Source organism: Bacillus sp. SRB3LM, from assembly GCF_015712745.1.
In the GTDB taxonomy this organism is placed as follows: Bacteria; Bacillota; Bacilli; order Bacillales; family Bacillaceae_G; genus Bacillus_A; species Bacillus_A thuringiensis_K.
On record NZ_VWVQ01000008.1, the window covers coordinates 391,545 to 404,994 of the forward strand.

The window sequence follows — 13,450 nt, forward strand, 5'->3', positions numbered from 1 at the left end:
AAGCTGCTTTAAGAAATGGTGTCCTCTTTCTTTTATAAGTGGGATGGAAAAAATTCAAGAACTAAGAGGTCAATGACGTGAATGGGAAAAACAAACTAAACAAAAGAGAATTTTAGCACTTGTGAAATGGAGAGTTTAATGGGGATGTATAGACCTTGTTATGAACGAAGACGTGGAGCAATCAGACAAAAGTAATTTAAAAATAAAAGGGAGTGGTCTTACGTGACTATACAATTATCTTTTTTACCAAAAATCGATAGAGCAGCAACACAAGAGAAATTAGAAGGTATTTTGGAAAGTGTACGTATATATAAGCAGTTTGGAATGATGCGTAAGGAAATGAAAGTCACTCCTTCTTATGAAAGGAGAGAGCATGGTCCTACACATACAGTTGGCAAGCAGTTAGAGGATGTAGCGATTTCTAATATTCAACAAAGAAAACGTGAAGAATGGTTAGAGAAAATGGCATTTCGAGTTGAACAAGCATTAAGTCGATTCGGAAACAGTTCAGTTGGAAACAATCAGAGGGACATTATAGTTAAACGATATTTAGAAGATGAAGATGTATGCGATTATATGGTGTATAACGAAATTGGCATGAGTGAGCGTACGTATCGACGTATGAAAGCGAAAGCTTTCTATAAGCTTGCTTTTGCTCTTAGATTAGAAGTTTATGAGACAGAGAAGCAATACGCGGGGGATGACTTATGAATTTTGTCCAGTTTATACGTAATCCAGAGCAAATACAACAAATCAAAGAATATTTAAAGAAAAAGAATGCATGTAACTATATTTTGTTTGTAATGGGAATTAATACGGGTTTACGTATAAGTGATATTTTAAAACTAAAGGTTGGAGATTTAAAAGGTAATCATATCTCAATGTGTGAAATGAAGACCGGTATGCAGAAACGTATACAGATTACAGCGGTGCTAAAGAGAGAGCTTCGATGTTTCAATGAAAACAGAGAAGATGATAGTTTCTATTAAAAAGTAAGTAGGGGGAAATCGTCTAATCGGCCGTAGTAAGGCATATAAGATACTAAGTGGAAAGGCAGCAGAATTGGGATTAGATGAAATAGGATCCTATACGTTAAGAAAGACGTCCAAGTATCACATTGACATGCAAACGAAAAACATGGCATTCTCATGTAGCTATTCAATCACTTGTCTACACTACGTTACATAGGTGTAAACTAAGATGCAATGGATAAAGTGATGACTAGGTTTAAAATCTAATCATTGCTTTTTTCTATTTAAATCTATACAGTTACTCAGAAATTTTGTACTGTGTAACCCAAAAGAAAAAGTAGAATGAAATCAATGATACCAAGGGATTTGGTGAAAGAGTCAGTTACACACAATATAAGATATGGGTAACTGCAGGTATCGAGAAATCGAATGGTGTATATACATAAATATAAACTGTAAGGGGAGGTAATTGTGATTCATGTTAAATGAAGAACTATTAGAAGTAATCATTAAATATAAAAGGAATACGGGGAGAAATCCTGATATGTTAAAGTTGAACCCAACTTATTTTAGAAATATTTTAGAAGAATTGAATTATCCACATTGGATTATTAAAAAGAAAATGACAGAAATGAAAAAAAGTATATTTGGTGTACCAGTAGAAGTAACAGATACAGTGGAAAAATTTGAACTATGAAAAACAATGGCAGAGTTGTGGCCGCTTTTTGGCAGAAAATGTGTCGGTTATTTTGGAAGTAATGTGTTATATTTGTATGGTGGGAAGTGTCGGAAAACACAACTCACGATGTTGGTATTAAAATTCTAAACGGTTCATAATGACGGTATCTAAAATCCGAAACCAGTTTTCGATGGTGTGAGATTGAATGTAGCCGTTGAATGGAAAGAGCATCTTGAAAGATGCTCTTTATTTTGTATATAGAAAAATACTAATTCGTGTAGTAATTATTTTTACAAAAAGAATGTTACTCGGTCATCTGATTTCTTTATTTAGAGTAAACAGGGAATCTTTGATGTGGGAGGAATGACTTGGAAAAGAGTTGTATCGCTAATACATGTGCATGGATACAATTATAAACGAAGAGGTAGTTTTTGTATGAACTCGTAGGTATAAGGAGCGCGTGTTTTTAAAGTTTCATGGGTAGAACTATTCAAGTAATAGTAGGCATAGGCTTCAGCAAAATATTCCTCTGGATAGTAGTAATAGGAACTGTTGGAAAAGGAATTATATTCACGACTATGAATTCTTAAGAATTCTTGTGAATAGCTAATGTTTTGGAATACATAACGATCAATAGCGTGAGCTGTTTCGTGTAATTCAAGATTGATTGAAGTATGCATATTACCGTAATTACTATATCCTATACGAGCAACAACAGGATTCCCGCCAATACCTGGAACAGAGTCCCAGGTATAGCCTGTACCTTCCCAGCCTCTAGGGGTTTGTCCTCTTAAATAAGAATATTCGGGTAAATAAGTGATTGGAAAGTTAATGAGTTTAATACGAATATTTTTATGGTAAAGAGCATATAGAGTTTTGCTATCAATGTTGCTAATACGCTGTATCATATTGGTGGCTTCTTGTTGATTATAGTTGCCGGAAGTTTGGACGATGATAAGTTGTTGAGGAAGATTCGCCGGTGATGGTGTGTGCAGTTTTAGGAAACCCGGAAGGGTGGATGGAAAGAAAGGAGAGGTAGAGACAGAGGGATTCGTTGTATTTTTATCAGAAATGATAGGTTGTCCTTTTTGAGCGCTCACACTAATCGAGGGTATAATTAGGAATAATGAGAAACATAAGACAGTTAAGAGCAATTTTTTGAATTTCATAGTTATTCATCCTTTGAAAGTAATTTATATCTATAGTATTATATTATGAAATTTAGATAATGGTGATAGGAATGTAATCGTTATTTTTATATGTAAAGAGGAAAAGAAAAAATAGGGATGAAGTTATTGGAGAATTATAGTTTTTTCGTATGTTCTCACACAATGCTAATGAGCAAGATAAGTCTATAGCTTGCTATAAAAAAGAGAGCTGCATGGTCTGTATAAGACAAGTCATGTAGCTCTGGAAGTGAGTAGGAGGACAAGTGAGTTTTACGTCCTCGCAGAAATTTAATTAGGGTATATGTATTTTAACATGCAGGGCTTGTAGCGAGGAGAGAAAAATGTTCTTTAATAAAGGACAAAAAATAGATAGTTGAATATAGGATTGTATGGTATTTTAAATTAGGTAAATGATGGCGGAAACCACTTTTACAATATATGTATAAGTAGATTTACGGGCATCCATTGTAATTCGGAAGAGCTTTTGCTCTTCTTTCAGCCGCTAAGTTTTAGACATGAATGTATAACCGGGAAAGTTAAACATATATGCTTAGCGGTTGAAAGAGGGGCTAAATAATACATAATGTTAGATTAAGTTTTTAGGGTAATTTTTTAATAATAAGTACATGCAGTACAAGTTGTACTAGAAGAGAGCACTTTTATTATTGAGGTGCTCTTTTTTATAGGATTTATAATGGGGTGATGGATGGAGGCGGTAAGAGATGTATGAAGGAATGAAGAATGCAAAGATATAGATGTGTGGTAGGTTAATTTTGGGATAAGGGATACCCATTCGCATTCTTCACCCTTCTGAAAGAAATGTTGGAGGAAAACAGATGGATTGTAACTGCTTACTAAGTTAAGGGTCTGAAATAAACAGTAGACAGTGTCAGTTTTCCAACCATTTTTAGTATATGCAGAAAAATGGTTTTTAAAACCAAAAATAATGTGTTGTCTAGAACTTTTTTCTAAGAATAAGCATATAATGAAGCATCGGACAACACTTATTGATAGTGCTTTTCCAAAGACCTTCCTTTCTATATAAATGATGCCAGAGCAGCCGTTCCCTTGGTTGCTCTCTTTTTACGTCCATATGTACTTTTATAGAAAGAGGCATAGATATGAAAAATGGGCATATAAAGTATATAGAAAACATATGATAAATTGGTTATTTTGACAAAGTGAGAGGTGGGATACGGATGGACAGTTTGTCTAAAATTATTTTATCAAATGGGAAAGAATATATTGTATCGATTCAGCTTGGTTCCCTCATTGGAAAGACACTTGTAAATGGTGAGGGAGAATTTCTTAATACTTTTGTTGCGTTACCTCATATAGATGTGGAAACAGGAAACGAAATGCAAGTTGCTTTAAATCCGCGGTATATAGTAGCGATTGAAGAGTCTAATATAAGAATGCAACCTCATATACCTTCAGTATTTAGAATTGAAAAAATAAATAAGGATTTAGAGTGAAAGTATCCATTCGGATGCTTTTGTTTATTTTGTAGAAGGTATGTATGAAGTGAACAAAATAAGAACAAGCAATTATAATCAGCACATTCACTTTGATGTTGGGACCAGGTTTTGTAAATGAATAATATCGATAAAAAGAAATTAGAAAGTGTTATTCCGATCTTTAACAAAACGGAAAATGCAACGCTAAAACAAAGAAGAGAAGCGTTGGTTTGTTACTTGATAGAACAATGGATGAATTTCTGAAAGAATAGTAAAAAAAGGAACAGTTACCTCATCAACTGTGGATGATAAGTAACTGTTCAAATAGAGAAACAGAAAGGTTTGATATAACTTGTATATGATATCAAATATGGTTAAGAGATTTTTATTATAACATGAGGAAGATAAAAAAGAATGTATAAAAATTCCTTTGCTAAAGGTCAAAAAATATATAAATGTCAAGATGGTTAAAGGTTTTATGCATTGTGGATGTAAAGCGGAATATGTAAAGAATGGAAAAGGAATAAAGAACGACTGTATAATTGTAACAAAAGAAAATATGGTTTAGTTTTAATGTGATTTACACAGTACGTTCCTTATCCTTCATGAAGTGACTACACGGATGAAGGATATACATTATTCATACATTTCAAAGGTGTGGAATAGCTAATTGGGGTCATTCAATGTACAAGTCATAGTGCATGTCCTTCATCCACTCTTATTATTCACTTATTTTGGTTGTGTATACCAAAAAAGGGAATATAAATTAGTAAATGCCCAAATGGTGGTTTAATGGTTAAAATAAGGAGTGGAGAAGATGGTGCAAATGGAAAAAGAGGTACAAAAGAAGATTGATGCGCTTGGTCTGCGTCCTTTGGACGATGCAATTTATCATAGGTACTTTAAAAATCGAACAGTAGTAGCAATTGGTGAACTGCAATTTAAATATTATAAAATGTATGGCCAACAGCCTATGTTCTATTCAATGTCCCATCTTATGGATTCGACAATAGAAGAATTACTAAAAAATGATGAAAAGAATAACAAACAATTCAATCCTTCCTTTTTTATGAGATTAAAAAGAGGATTGATAGGTGGTTGTTCAGAGGAGTAGTTCGAAAGTAGAGTGATAAAGAGGGAATGAGGGAATATAAAACCAAACAACAGAAGCGTAAGTTCTATGACAGTGGTGAGTGGAAGTGTATACGAGAGCAAGTAAAGAAGCGTGACAACTATGAGTGCCAGGAATGTAAACGTAATGGTCGAGTGCAAACAGATACCAATGAGTACAGTGAGAGCGCAAAGCGTAAGAAGATTCAACTTGTTGTCCATCATATAAAAGAACTCGAACATCATCCAGCACTCGCATTAGAAATAGATAATTTAGAAACAATCTGTGTGGATTGCCACAATAAAGAACACGGTAGAACATTCAAAAAGAAAATCAACAAATGGGAAAACGATGAAAAGTGGTAAAAATGATTCGGTAATAACACCCCCCCTTAAAATATTTCATCAATATTTCGTCTAAGGGGCACCGGAGGAGGGGGTTAACTGTCAGGTTTTTTTCGAAAATACGCGCGTAAGGGGGGGTGGGTAGATGGCTGTTAGTATTGTAAGGTTAAAGGGACAGTTAATGAATAGTATTGATACGAAGGATTTAGTTGAAGTTGAAAAGGTGGAACGCTATATTGATCTAGTTAAAGCATTTCGAAAAATTAATAAAACGATAACTAAAGAAGGGGAATCCGTAACAATCAAAAATGGAACCCAAGTTTTCGTTAAGGCCCACCCTCTTATAAGTGAGAGGAATAAAATTAACAGTTCTTTAATTGCGTTAGGGAGAGATATAAAATTTGTTGTTAAGAATACTATCCCTGATACAGGATATAACAAAAGTGATCTTACATGATTAAGCAAAAATATGTAGAAGAATATATTGAACTTTATCGAAGTGGGAAAGTGAAGTTCAATAAAGAAAGAGAACTGTTAATTGGATATCTAGAAAAATACGTTTTAAATAGAGACGATTTGTATTTTGATGATGAAATGATTGAGGATTGTATTAACTTCGGTGAGAAGTGGTATTTTCCGATGCAACCATTTCAAAAATTCTTAATATCATTCGTCTTTTTGTTTTATAAGAAAAATGGACGTGTATTTTATCGTAAATTCCTATGGATGTTAGGGCGTGGCGGCGGTAAAAATGGTCTGATTTCTGTTATCATTCATTTTTTAATTAGTGAATTACATGGCATTCCAGAGTATAACATTTCAGTTGTTGCGAATAGTGAAGAACAGGCGAAAACAAGCCCTGATGAAGTTCATAAATGTGTGAGGAAGAATGAGGTCTTGAAAAGAGCCTTTAAAACAACGTTAACTCAAACGGTTTCAAAGGCTACTGAAAGTGTACTGAAGTTTAGGACTTCAAACGGTGATACAAAAGATGGTTTGCGTGATGGTGCGGTTGTATTTGATGAAATACATCAATACGAAAGTAATAAAGATGTCCGCGTTCATATCAGTGGTTTAGGGAAAAAGAAAAACCCACGTGAATTTTACATTGGTACAGATGGATATGTTCGTGACGGTTTCATAGATAAGCAAAAAGAGAAGGCAATGAAGGTATTGAACGGTGAAGCGCGTCCGAATGCTGTCTTTCCTTTTATCTGTAAATTGAATGATGAAACTGAAGTGGATGATATTGATAATTGGGAACTTGCTAATCCTATGTTATCTAAACCATTGAGCGAATATGCTGAGGGGTTACTTGAAACTATAAAAGAAGAATACGAAGATTTAGAAGATGACCCAAGTAATAGAGAAGAGTTCATGACAAAACGAATGAATTTACCTGTTACAGATTTAGAAAGGTCAGTTGCAAAATGGGAAGAGATTGCAGCAACTAATCGTGAATTGCCAGATTTACGAGGTCATGAATGTATTGGTGCGCTTGATTATGCAAGTATTCGTGATTTCGCATCATGTGGATTACTTTTTAGAAGTAAGGGTGATTATTTATGGAAATCTCATTCGTATGCTAGAAAGGAATTCGTTGATAAATATTATAGTTATTCGAAAAAACAGGATGCTGAAATAGCTGGTAAGAAGAAGTTTGCACCAATTCGAGAATGGGAAGAGCAAGATCTTCTGACAGTTGTGGAAGGCGAAACAATTGATCCAAATACTATCGTTGCTTGGTTTGTTGAAATGCGAAACTATTATGATATCAAAAAAATCATAATGGATAATTATCGTGCAGATTTATTAAGAACACTTTTTGAGGACGCTGGATTTGAAGTTGAAGTAATTAGAAATCCGAGAGCTATTCATGGTTTGCTTGCTCCTAGAATTGAAGTAGCATTCGCACATCGTCAAATTGTATTTGGTGATAATCCGTTAATGCGTTGGTATACCAATAATGTACTCGTTGTTATTAAAAAAGATGGAAATAAAATGTATGAAAAGAAAGAACCAGTTCGTAGAAAAACAGATGGATTCCAGGCGTTTGTACATGCTATGTATCGAGCGGATGAGGTAAGAGAAACAGATGTTGGCGCAGCGCTAGACTTGCTGAATGCATTAAACTTTTAAGAAAGGGGTGAGGGGAAATATGAGTTGGTTGTCGGATGTACTTGGTAAAAATAAAGAGATTAATATGATGCTAAATGATTTTGATTTTTTTGGTATTGAAACGAATCAAAGAGCGTATTTAAAAAAAGTAGCTTTAGAAACTTGTATTAATTTTATTGCTCGAACCGTTTCGCTGTCTGAATTTCGGATGATGAAAAAGGATACACGTCAATATAATGATTGGCATTACTTATTGAACATTAGACCGAATACAGATCAAAGTGCCGCTGATTTTTGGCAAGATTTTGTGTATAAATTGATTCTTGATAATGAAGTGTTGGCAATTCTTACAGATCAAAATGATTTACTCATTGCTGATCATTTTGACCGTGTTGAATATGCAGTATACCCTGATGTATTTAAAAATATAACCGTAAAGGATTACACGTTTCAAAGGTCATTTCAAATGGACGAGGTTATCTACATTACTTATAACAATGAGGAATTGACAAAATTCATGAGTGGAATATTTAAAGATTACACGCAACTTTTTAGTCGTATGATTGAGACAAATATGTTTTCTAATCAAATACGTGCAACCGCTGAGATGGAATCTGCACAGAATTTGGAAGGGGAAAACCTTACTAAATTACAAAGCTTTATGGATAAATTGTTTGGGGCGTTTCGGAAAAATGCTTTTGCAATTGTTCCAAAGATAAAGGGTTTTAATTATACGGAAATTGCCGATGGTTCAAATAATGGAAGGTCTGTAGAGGAACTATCTAAATTAAAAAAAGATTTAATAGATCATGTGGCTAATATTTTAGGTATTCCTACGGCATTGGTTCGTGGCGATATGGGAGATTACGAAACATCAATTAAAGCGTATATAAAGTTTTGTATTAGTCCTCTGATTAAAAAGATTGAAGATGAATTAAATGCGAAATTAATTGAAAAAAAGAATTTCCTATCAGGAGAAAAAATTGAAGTAACAGGCGTGAAAGAGAAAGATATTATAGATCATGCTGAGGCTGTTGATAAATTAGTAGCCAGTGGTGCATTCACTAGAAATGAGGTGAGGAAGTTGTTTGGTGCTGAACGCTCTAATAATCCAGAACTAGATGAATTTGTAATTACGAAGAATTATCAATCTGCAAATTCAATTGAAGGAGGTGATAAGAATGAAAAATAAAATACAACATATTCCTTATCAGTTTTCTAATGCAGTTAATCCAGAAAATGATGAGCACGAAATGGTGTTATCAGGTTATATCGGTAGTAGCAGTTGGTGGTACGATGCTATTAGTGCTGAAAGTGTAAGAAGCGCTTTGAAAGAAGTTAGAGCATCTACAGTTAAAATTAAACTAAACAGTGGTGGTGGCGATGCTGATCAAGGTGTTGAGATTTATAATTACTTAAAGGACTTAGATAAAAAAGTCATTGTGGAAGTTACATCACTAGCAGCTTCTGCTGCATCGATTATTGCAATGGCTGCTGACGAGATTGTTATGCGCACGGGCTCACGAATGATGATTCATGAAGCGTCAACAATAGCTTATGGAAACAAGCAGGATATTCAAAAAACATTGAATGCACTCGAAGCGTATGATGAGTCGATAGTTTCAATTTATCAGCAAAAAACAGGTAAAAGTCGTGAAGAGGTTACAGATTTATTAGAAGCTGAAACGTGGTTTACTGCTGAACAAGCAGTACAAGAAGGTTTTGCTGACAAAGTAGAATTTGATAATCGAGAAAGTGATAGTGGTATTACTGATGAACAGTTGGAACAGATTATTAATAGGGTAATGAATAACTTACAACAAAATATGAATTTATCAAGTAAACCTAATCCAGAACCACCACATTTACAAGTGGAGGGCAATCAAAAACGGAAAAGGTTTTTTTAATTCTCAAAAATTAGGAGGAAACAATTATGGTTATGAAAATTAAAGGTACAATGGAAAACTTTGAAGCGAAAAAACAAGCATATATGAATCTGGTGAAAGCGGAAGATACAAAAATGGAGGATTTATCTGCTGCATTTGATGATATGTTTGATACTCTTGTAACGGATTTATCAGAAAAGATTTCAGCGCAAGCACGTATCGAAGCGCAAGACGCTCAAATTTTGACGTCGCGTGGACAAAACGTTTTAACTTCTGAAGAACGTAAATTCTTTAATGCAGTTGTACAAGATGGGGGATTTAAGGATGATTCAATTCTTCCATATACTACACAAGAACGTGTATTTGAAGATTTAGTAACTGAACATCCATTACTTGAAGCAATTGGAATGCAAGATTTAGGAGCAGTAACGAAGTTTATTTATTCTGACGCAACAAAAGCGTATGCATGGGGAGAATTATTCGGTGATATTAGAGGGCAAATAAATGCAGCCTTTAGAGAAGAACAAATTGGACAACTTAAATTAACTGCATTTAGTGCTGTTCCAAATGACATGCTTGAGTTAGGTCCAGTATGGGTTGAGCGTTACGTTCGAACATTATTAGTAGAAAGTTATTCTGTTGGTTTAGAGTTTGGCTTTGTAAATGGTGGTGGATCAGTAGCGCATCAACCAGTAGGTTTAATGAAAGATGTAAATGCAACTACAGGCGCAGTTACTGATAAAAAATCATCCGGCACATTAACATTTGCTCCTTCTGAAAACGGTGAAGTAATTGCTGGTGAGCTTTATGAAGTAGTAAAAGCTTTATCTGTTGATGGAAAAGGAAAATCTCGTAAAGTGTTAAATAAAATTGTGATGGTTGTCAATCCTGTAGATGCAATTGGTGTACAAGCACGTAACACAATTCAAACTGCTAATGGCCAATGGGTAATGGCATTACCTTATAACATTCAAACTGTTGAATCTGAAGAAGTTCCAGTTGGAAAAGCGTTATTCTTTGTGAAAGGACAATATATCGCAGCAATAGCAGGTGGATACAAACTTAAAAAGTTTGACCAAACATTAGCGATTGAAGATGCTACACTTTATACAATCAAACAGTTTGCTAATGGTAAACCAAAAGATAATAAAGCAGCTCTTGTTTATGATTTGAAAATTTCTTTTACACCACCAACTCCACCAGCAACTAAATAAGGAATGATGTGAATGGATAAGGTAATTTCAAATGAAATATTACAGCAATTTAAAGATAGGATGCGATTAGGTGATGATGAAGATGCAAACCTAAGACGCATCCTATTTGCATCCAATAAAGATTTAACTAGGGTTTGTGGTAATTATGATCTTAATATTGACGAGGTGTTCAAGGAATTAGTCTTTGAACGCTCTCGTTATGTTTATAACGATGCCTTAGAGTACTTTGATAAGAATTTTTTAAGCCAGATTAATAGTTTAAGCATTGGAAAAGCTTTAGAAGAAATTAAGTTGGACGGTGATTAATATGCGTCCTTTTCAGTATAAAAACCCGCTGAATACAGGTGATTTTAGAAATCGAATTAGCATTGAGCAACCTGTAGTAATAAAAGATGAATTAAATCAAGTAATCGAAACATCTTGGCAAGAATTAAAGAAAGCCTGGTCAATGATAAAAACCATGAAAGGTTCCGAGTACATTGAAGCTTCAGTTTCACAAGCTACACGGGTTTATCGTTTTGTGATTCCTTATACTTCTGATATTACAGAAGAAATGCGAATCAATATGAAAGGCCGTATCTTTGATATTATCGAACCGCCAATGAATGATGATGAAATGTATCAAACATTGACTATTATCGCAAAGGAGCATGTTTAATATGAACGATTTTGCGGGAGAGCTTGCTAGAGAATTACAAAGATATGCAAATGTTGTGGAAGAAGAATTACTGACAGCGCAAGAAGATGTAGCTGATATCGCTGTAGATAAGTTAAGACAAAATAGTCCTAAAAAAACAGGTGATTATCGAAAAGGCTGGCGTAAGAAAAAAGTTGATAAAGCTGTTGTTATTCATAATACAAAAGGGCAATTGACGCATCTTTTAGAAAATGGTCATGCGAAAGCTGATGGTGGACGAGTACCAGAGAAAGTACATATTCGTCCAGTTGAAGAGTATGTAATTGATGAATTGCCAAAACGTATTGAAAAGGCAATTGAATCATGACAGTAACATTAGGAGAATTTATAAAAATTCTTGAAGCTACAGGTTATCCTGTGGCTTATTCGCATTTCACAGCAACACCTGGTAATCCAGTTCCGGAGCCACCGTATATATGTTTCCTTGTGGATGGTTCAGCAAATGTAATGGCTGATAACAAGGTCTATCACAAGATAAATGATTTAAATATTGAACTTTATACCATAAAAAAGGACTTGGTTGCAGAAGCCAAGTTGGAAAAGGTCCTAGACGATCATGAAATACCTTATGACTCGTATGGGATTTTTATTGAATCAGAGAAATTATTTCAAAAAACATATGAAACGAGGTTGTTGTAAATGAATGAAAACAAGGTAACATTCGGTTTGAAAAATGTACATTACGTACCATTTGATATTAAAGATTTCTTAGTTACATTTGGGACACCAATTCCATTACCTGGTGGAGTTGAACTAACATTTGAGCCACGCGGTGATTTAATTGAATTCTATGCAGATGACATGCTTTATTACGCGGCAAGTAATAATCAGGGTTACGATGGAACATTAAGTATTGCTACTATCCCAGAAAAATTTGCTATTGATGCGTTAGGCGAACAATTAGATGAGACAGATGGTGTATTAAATGAAATAGCTGATGCGAAAGGGAAACCATTTGCACTACTATTTGAATTCGATGGCGATGTAAACGCGACTCGACATGTTATGTATAACTGTGCAGCGAGTCGTCCAACAATTGCATCTAAAACAAAAACAAATTCAGCCGAACCAAATACAAATGAACTGAAGTTTGTTTCTAGTCCAATCGTTTTAGCTCCCGGTGGAAGACCAATGGTTAAAACAAAAACAACATCTAAAACAACTCAAGCAATTTATGATAATTGGTACAAAGAAGTATACGTTAAAAAACCAGCAGCACCAAAAGGAGCGTAATAGTAAATGGAAAAGACAATTATAGTAGATGGTCAAGATATTCGTTTGAAAAGTACAGGAGGGACACCAGTCCGATTTAAAGCGCAATTTGGAAAGGATTATTTTGCACAACTTCTTAAGTTAGCGCCACTTGGGAAAATCGATATGGAAAATCTAGATCCAAGTAAGTTAGATAGTGTGGATTTCGAAGTATTTTATAATCTTGTTTGGACTATGGCGAAAACAGCTGATCCAAAGATACCAGAGCCAATGGCATGGTTAGATTCATTTGACGAATTCCCAATCATCGAAATCTTAGAAGATATTCAAGATATGATAGCTTCCACAATTCAATCAAAAAAAAAGTTGTAGATAGCAATAATAGTAGTCAACAAGGAGCGAATCAGGGTGATGTTTTCACCACTGAGACGTTCCTTGTTTTGTGTTATAAATGCAAACTTACAAAAGCGGATTTAGAAGATATGACAATTGGTATGTGCCTTGATTATATCGATGAATATTTAGAAATGCAGAAGCCACCACAAGAAAAAACACGGAAAGCAACGCAAGCAGACTTTAATAGTTTCTAAAG

Annotated in this window: 18 protein-coding genes and 1 pseudogene; 18 read left to right on the top strand and 1 reads right to left on the bottom strand. The window is 34.5% G+C overall.

Features of this window, described 5'->3' with window-relative positions; genetic code table 11:
* Positions 1 to 222 precede the first annotated feature (222 nt).
* From F3I02_RS09030 to F3I02_RS09040, 3 genes and pseudogenes are all read left to right on the top strand, one after another.
* Positions 223 to 711: an ArpU family phage packaging/lysis transcriptional regulator gene (locus tag F3I02_RS09030; RefSeq protein ID WP_065485652.1), complete on the top strand. Its 489-nt coding sequence runs from the start codon at positions 223 to 225 to the stop codon at positions 709 to 711.
* A pseudogene (locus F3I02_RS09035) lies at positions 708 to 1,199 on the top strand (tyrosine-type recombinase/integrase). Before F3I02_RS09030 ends, F3I02_RS09035 begins: the two are co-directional and overlap by 4 nt.
* Before the next feature lie 250 nt (positions 1,200 to 1,449).
* Complete coding sequence (locus F3I02_RS09040) at positions 1,450 to 1,668, top strand: hypothetical protein (protein ID WP_065485648.1); 219 nt, start codon at positions 1,450 to 1,452, stop codon at positions 1,666 to 1,668.
* A 392-nt stretch (positions 1,669 to 2,060) separates the two neighbouring features.
* On the opposite strand, the gene F3I02_RS09045 is transcribed toward F3I02_RS09040, so the two are convergent.
* The gene (locus tag F3I02_RS09045) at positions 2,061 to 2,819 is read right to left on the bottom strand and encodes an anthrax toxin lethal factor-related metalloendopeptidase (RefSeq protein ID WP_230876786.1); all 759 of its coding nucleotides are present in this window, start codon (positions 2,817 to 2,819) and stop codon (positions 2,061 to 2,063) included.
* A gap of 1,199 nt (positions 2,820 to 4,018) precedes the next feature.
* Between F3I02_RS09045 and F3I02_RS09050 the strand changes: the two genes are divergently transcribed.
* The 15 genes from F3I02_RS09050 (at position 4,019) to F3I02_RS09120 (ending at position 13,448) form a co-directional block, all read left to right on the top strand.
* Positions 4,019 to 4,294, top strand: coding sequence for a hypothetical protein (locus tag F3I02_RS09050; protein WP_000377847.1), 276 nt, complete (start codon positions 4,019 to 4,021; stop codon positions 4,292 to 4,294).
* Positions 4,295 to 5,093: 799 nt separating this feature from the next.
* Entirely contained in the window at positions 5,094 to 5,390 is a 297-nt protein-coding gene (locus tag F3I02_RS09055; RefSeq protein WP_196477851.1) for a hydrolase, read from the top strand.
* 26 nt (positions 5,391 to 5,416) lie between these two features.
* Positions 5,417 to 5,752 (top strand): HNH endonuclease, encoded by a 336-nt coding sequence (locus F3I02_RS09060; RefSeq protein WP_098424726.1) that lies wholly within the window; start codon positions 5,417 to 5,419, stop codon positions 5,750 to 5,752.
* A 124-nt stretch (positions 5,753 to 5,876) separates the two neighbouring features.
* Positions 5,877 to 6,188, top strand: coding sequence for a P27 family phage terminase small subunit (locus F3I02_RS09065; RefSeq protein WP_196477852.1), 312 nt, complete (start codon positions 5,877 to 5,879; stop codon positions 6,186 to 6,188).
* The gene (locus F3I02_RS09070; protein WP_196477853.1) at positions 6,185 to 7,870 is read left to right on the top strand and encodes a terminase large subunit domain-containing protein; all 1,686 of its coding nucleotides are present in this window, start codon (positions 6,185 to 6,187) and stop codon (positions 7,868 to 7,870) included. The genes F3I02_RS09065 and F3I02_RS09070 overlap by 4 nt, the downstream gene beginning before the upstream one ends.
* Before the next feature lie 19 nt (positions 7,871 to 7,889).
* The gene (locus F3I02_RS09075) at positions 7,890 to 9,041 is read left to right on the top strand and encodes a phage portal protein (protein WP_196477854.1); all 1,152 of its coding nucleotides are present in this window, start codon (positions 7,890 to 7,892) and stop codon (positions 9,039 to 9,041) included.
* Positions 9,031 to 9,756, top strand: coding sequence for a head maturation protease, ClpP-related (locus F3I02_RS09080; protein ID WP_196477928.1), 726 nt, complete (start codon positions 9,031 to 9,033; stop codon positions 9,754 to 9,756). The genes F3I02_RS09075 and F3I02_RS09080 overlap by 11 nt, the downstream gene beginning before the upstream one ends.
* A 32-nt stretch (positions 9,757 to 9,788) precedes the next feature.
* Positions 9,789 to 10,949 (top strand): phage major capsid protein, encoded by a 1,161-nt coding sequence (locus tag F3I02_RS09085; RefSeq protein WP_374058638.1) that lies wholly within the window; start codon positions 9,789 to 9,791, stop codon positions 10,947 to 10,949.
* Between the two features lie 12 nt (positions 10,950 to 10,961).
* Complete coding sequence (locus tag F3I02_RS09090) at positions 10,962 to 11,255, top strand: hypothetical protein (RefSeq protein WP_016109427.1); 294 nt, start codon at positions 10,962 to 10,964, stop codon at positions 11,253 to 11,255.
* 1 nt (position 11,256) lies between these two features.
* Positions 11,257 to 11,607, top strand: coding sequence for a phage head closure protein (locus tag F3I02_RS09095; protein WP_196477856.1), 351 nt, complete (start codon positions 11,257 to 11,259; stop codon positions 11,605 to 11,607).
* Between the two features lies 1 nt (position 11,608).
* A complete protein-coding gene (locus F3I02_RS09100; RefSeq protein ID WP_086387620.1) occupies positions 11,609 to 11,953 on the top strand; it encodes an HK97 gp10 family phage protein in 345 nt (114 codons plus the stop codon).
* Positions 11,950 to 12,285: a hypothetical protein gene (locus tag F3I02_RS09105; protein WP_086387619.1), complete on the top strand. Its 336-nt coding sequence runs from the start codon at positions 11,950 to 11,952 to the stop codon at positions 12,283 to 12,285. The genes F3I02_RS09100 and F3I02_RS09105 overlap by 4 nt, the downstream gene beginning before the upstream one ends.
* Entirely contained in the window at positions 12,286 to 12,879 is a 594-nt protein-coding gene (locus F3I02_RS09110) for a major tail protein (RefSeq protein ID WP_196477857.1), read from the top strand.
* A 6-nt stretch (positions 12,880 to 12,885) separates the two neighbouring features.
* Positions 12,886 to 13,230 carry a hypothetical protein gene (locus F3I02_RS09115; RefSeq protein ID WP_086777012.1) on the top strand — a complete coding sequence of 115 codons (345 nt, stop codon included), beginning with the start codon at positions 12,886 to 12,888 and terminating at the stop codon, positions 13,228 to 13,230.
* Positions 13,231 to 13,298: 68 nt separating this feature from the next.
* Positions 13,299 to 13,448, top strand: a complete 150-nt coding sequence (locus tag F3I02_RS09120; RefSeq protein ID WP_000338227.1) for a hypothetical protein — start codon at positions 13,299 to 13,301, stop codon at positions 13,446 to 13,448.
* The last annotated feature ends 2 nt before the right edge of the window (positions 13,449 to 13,450 follow it).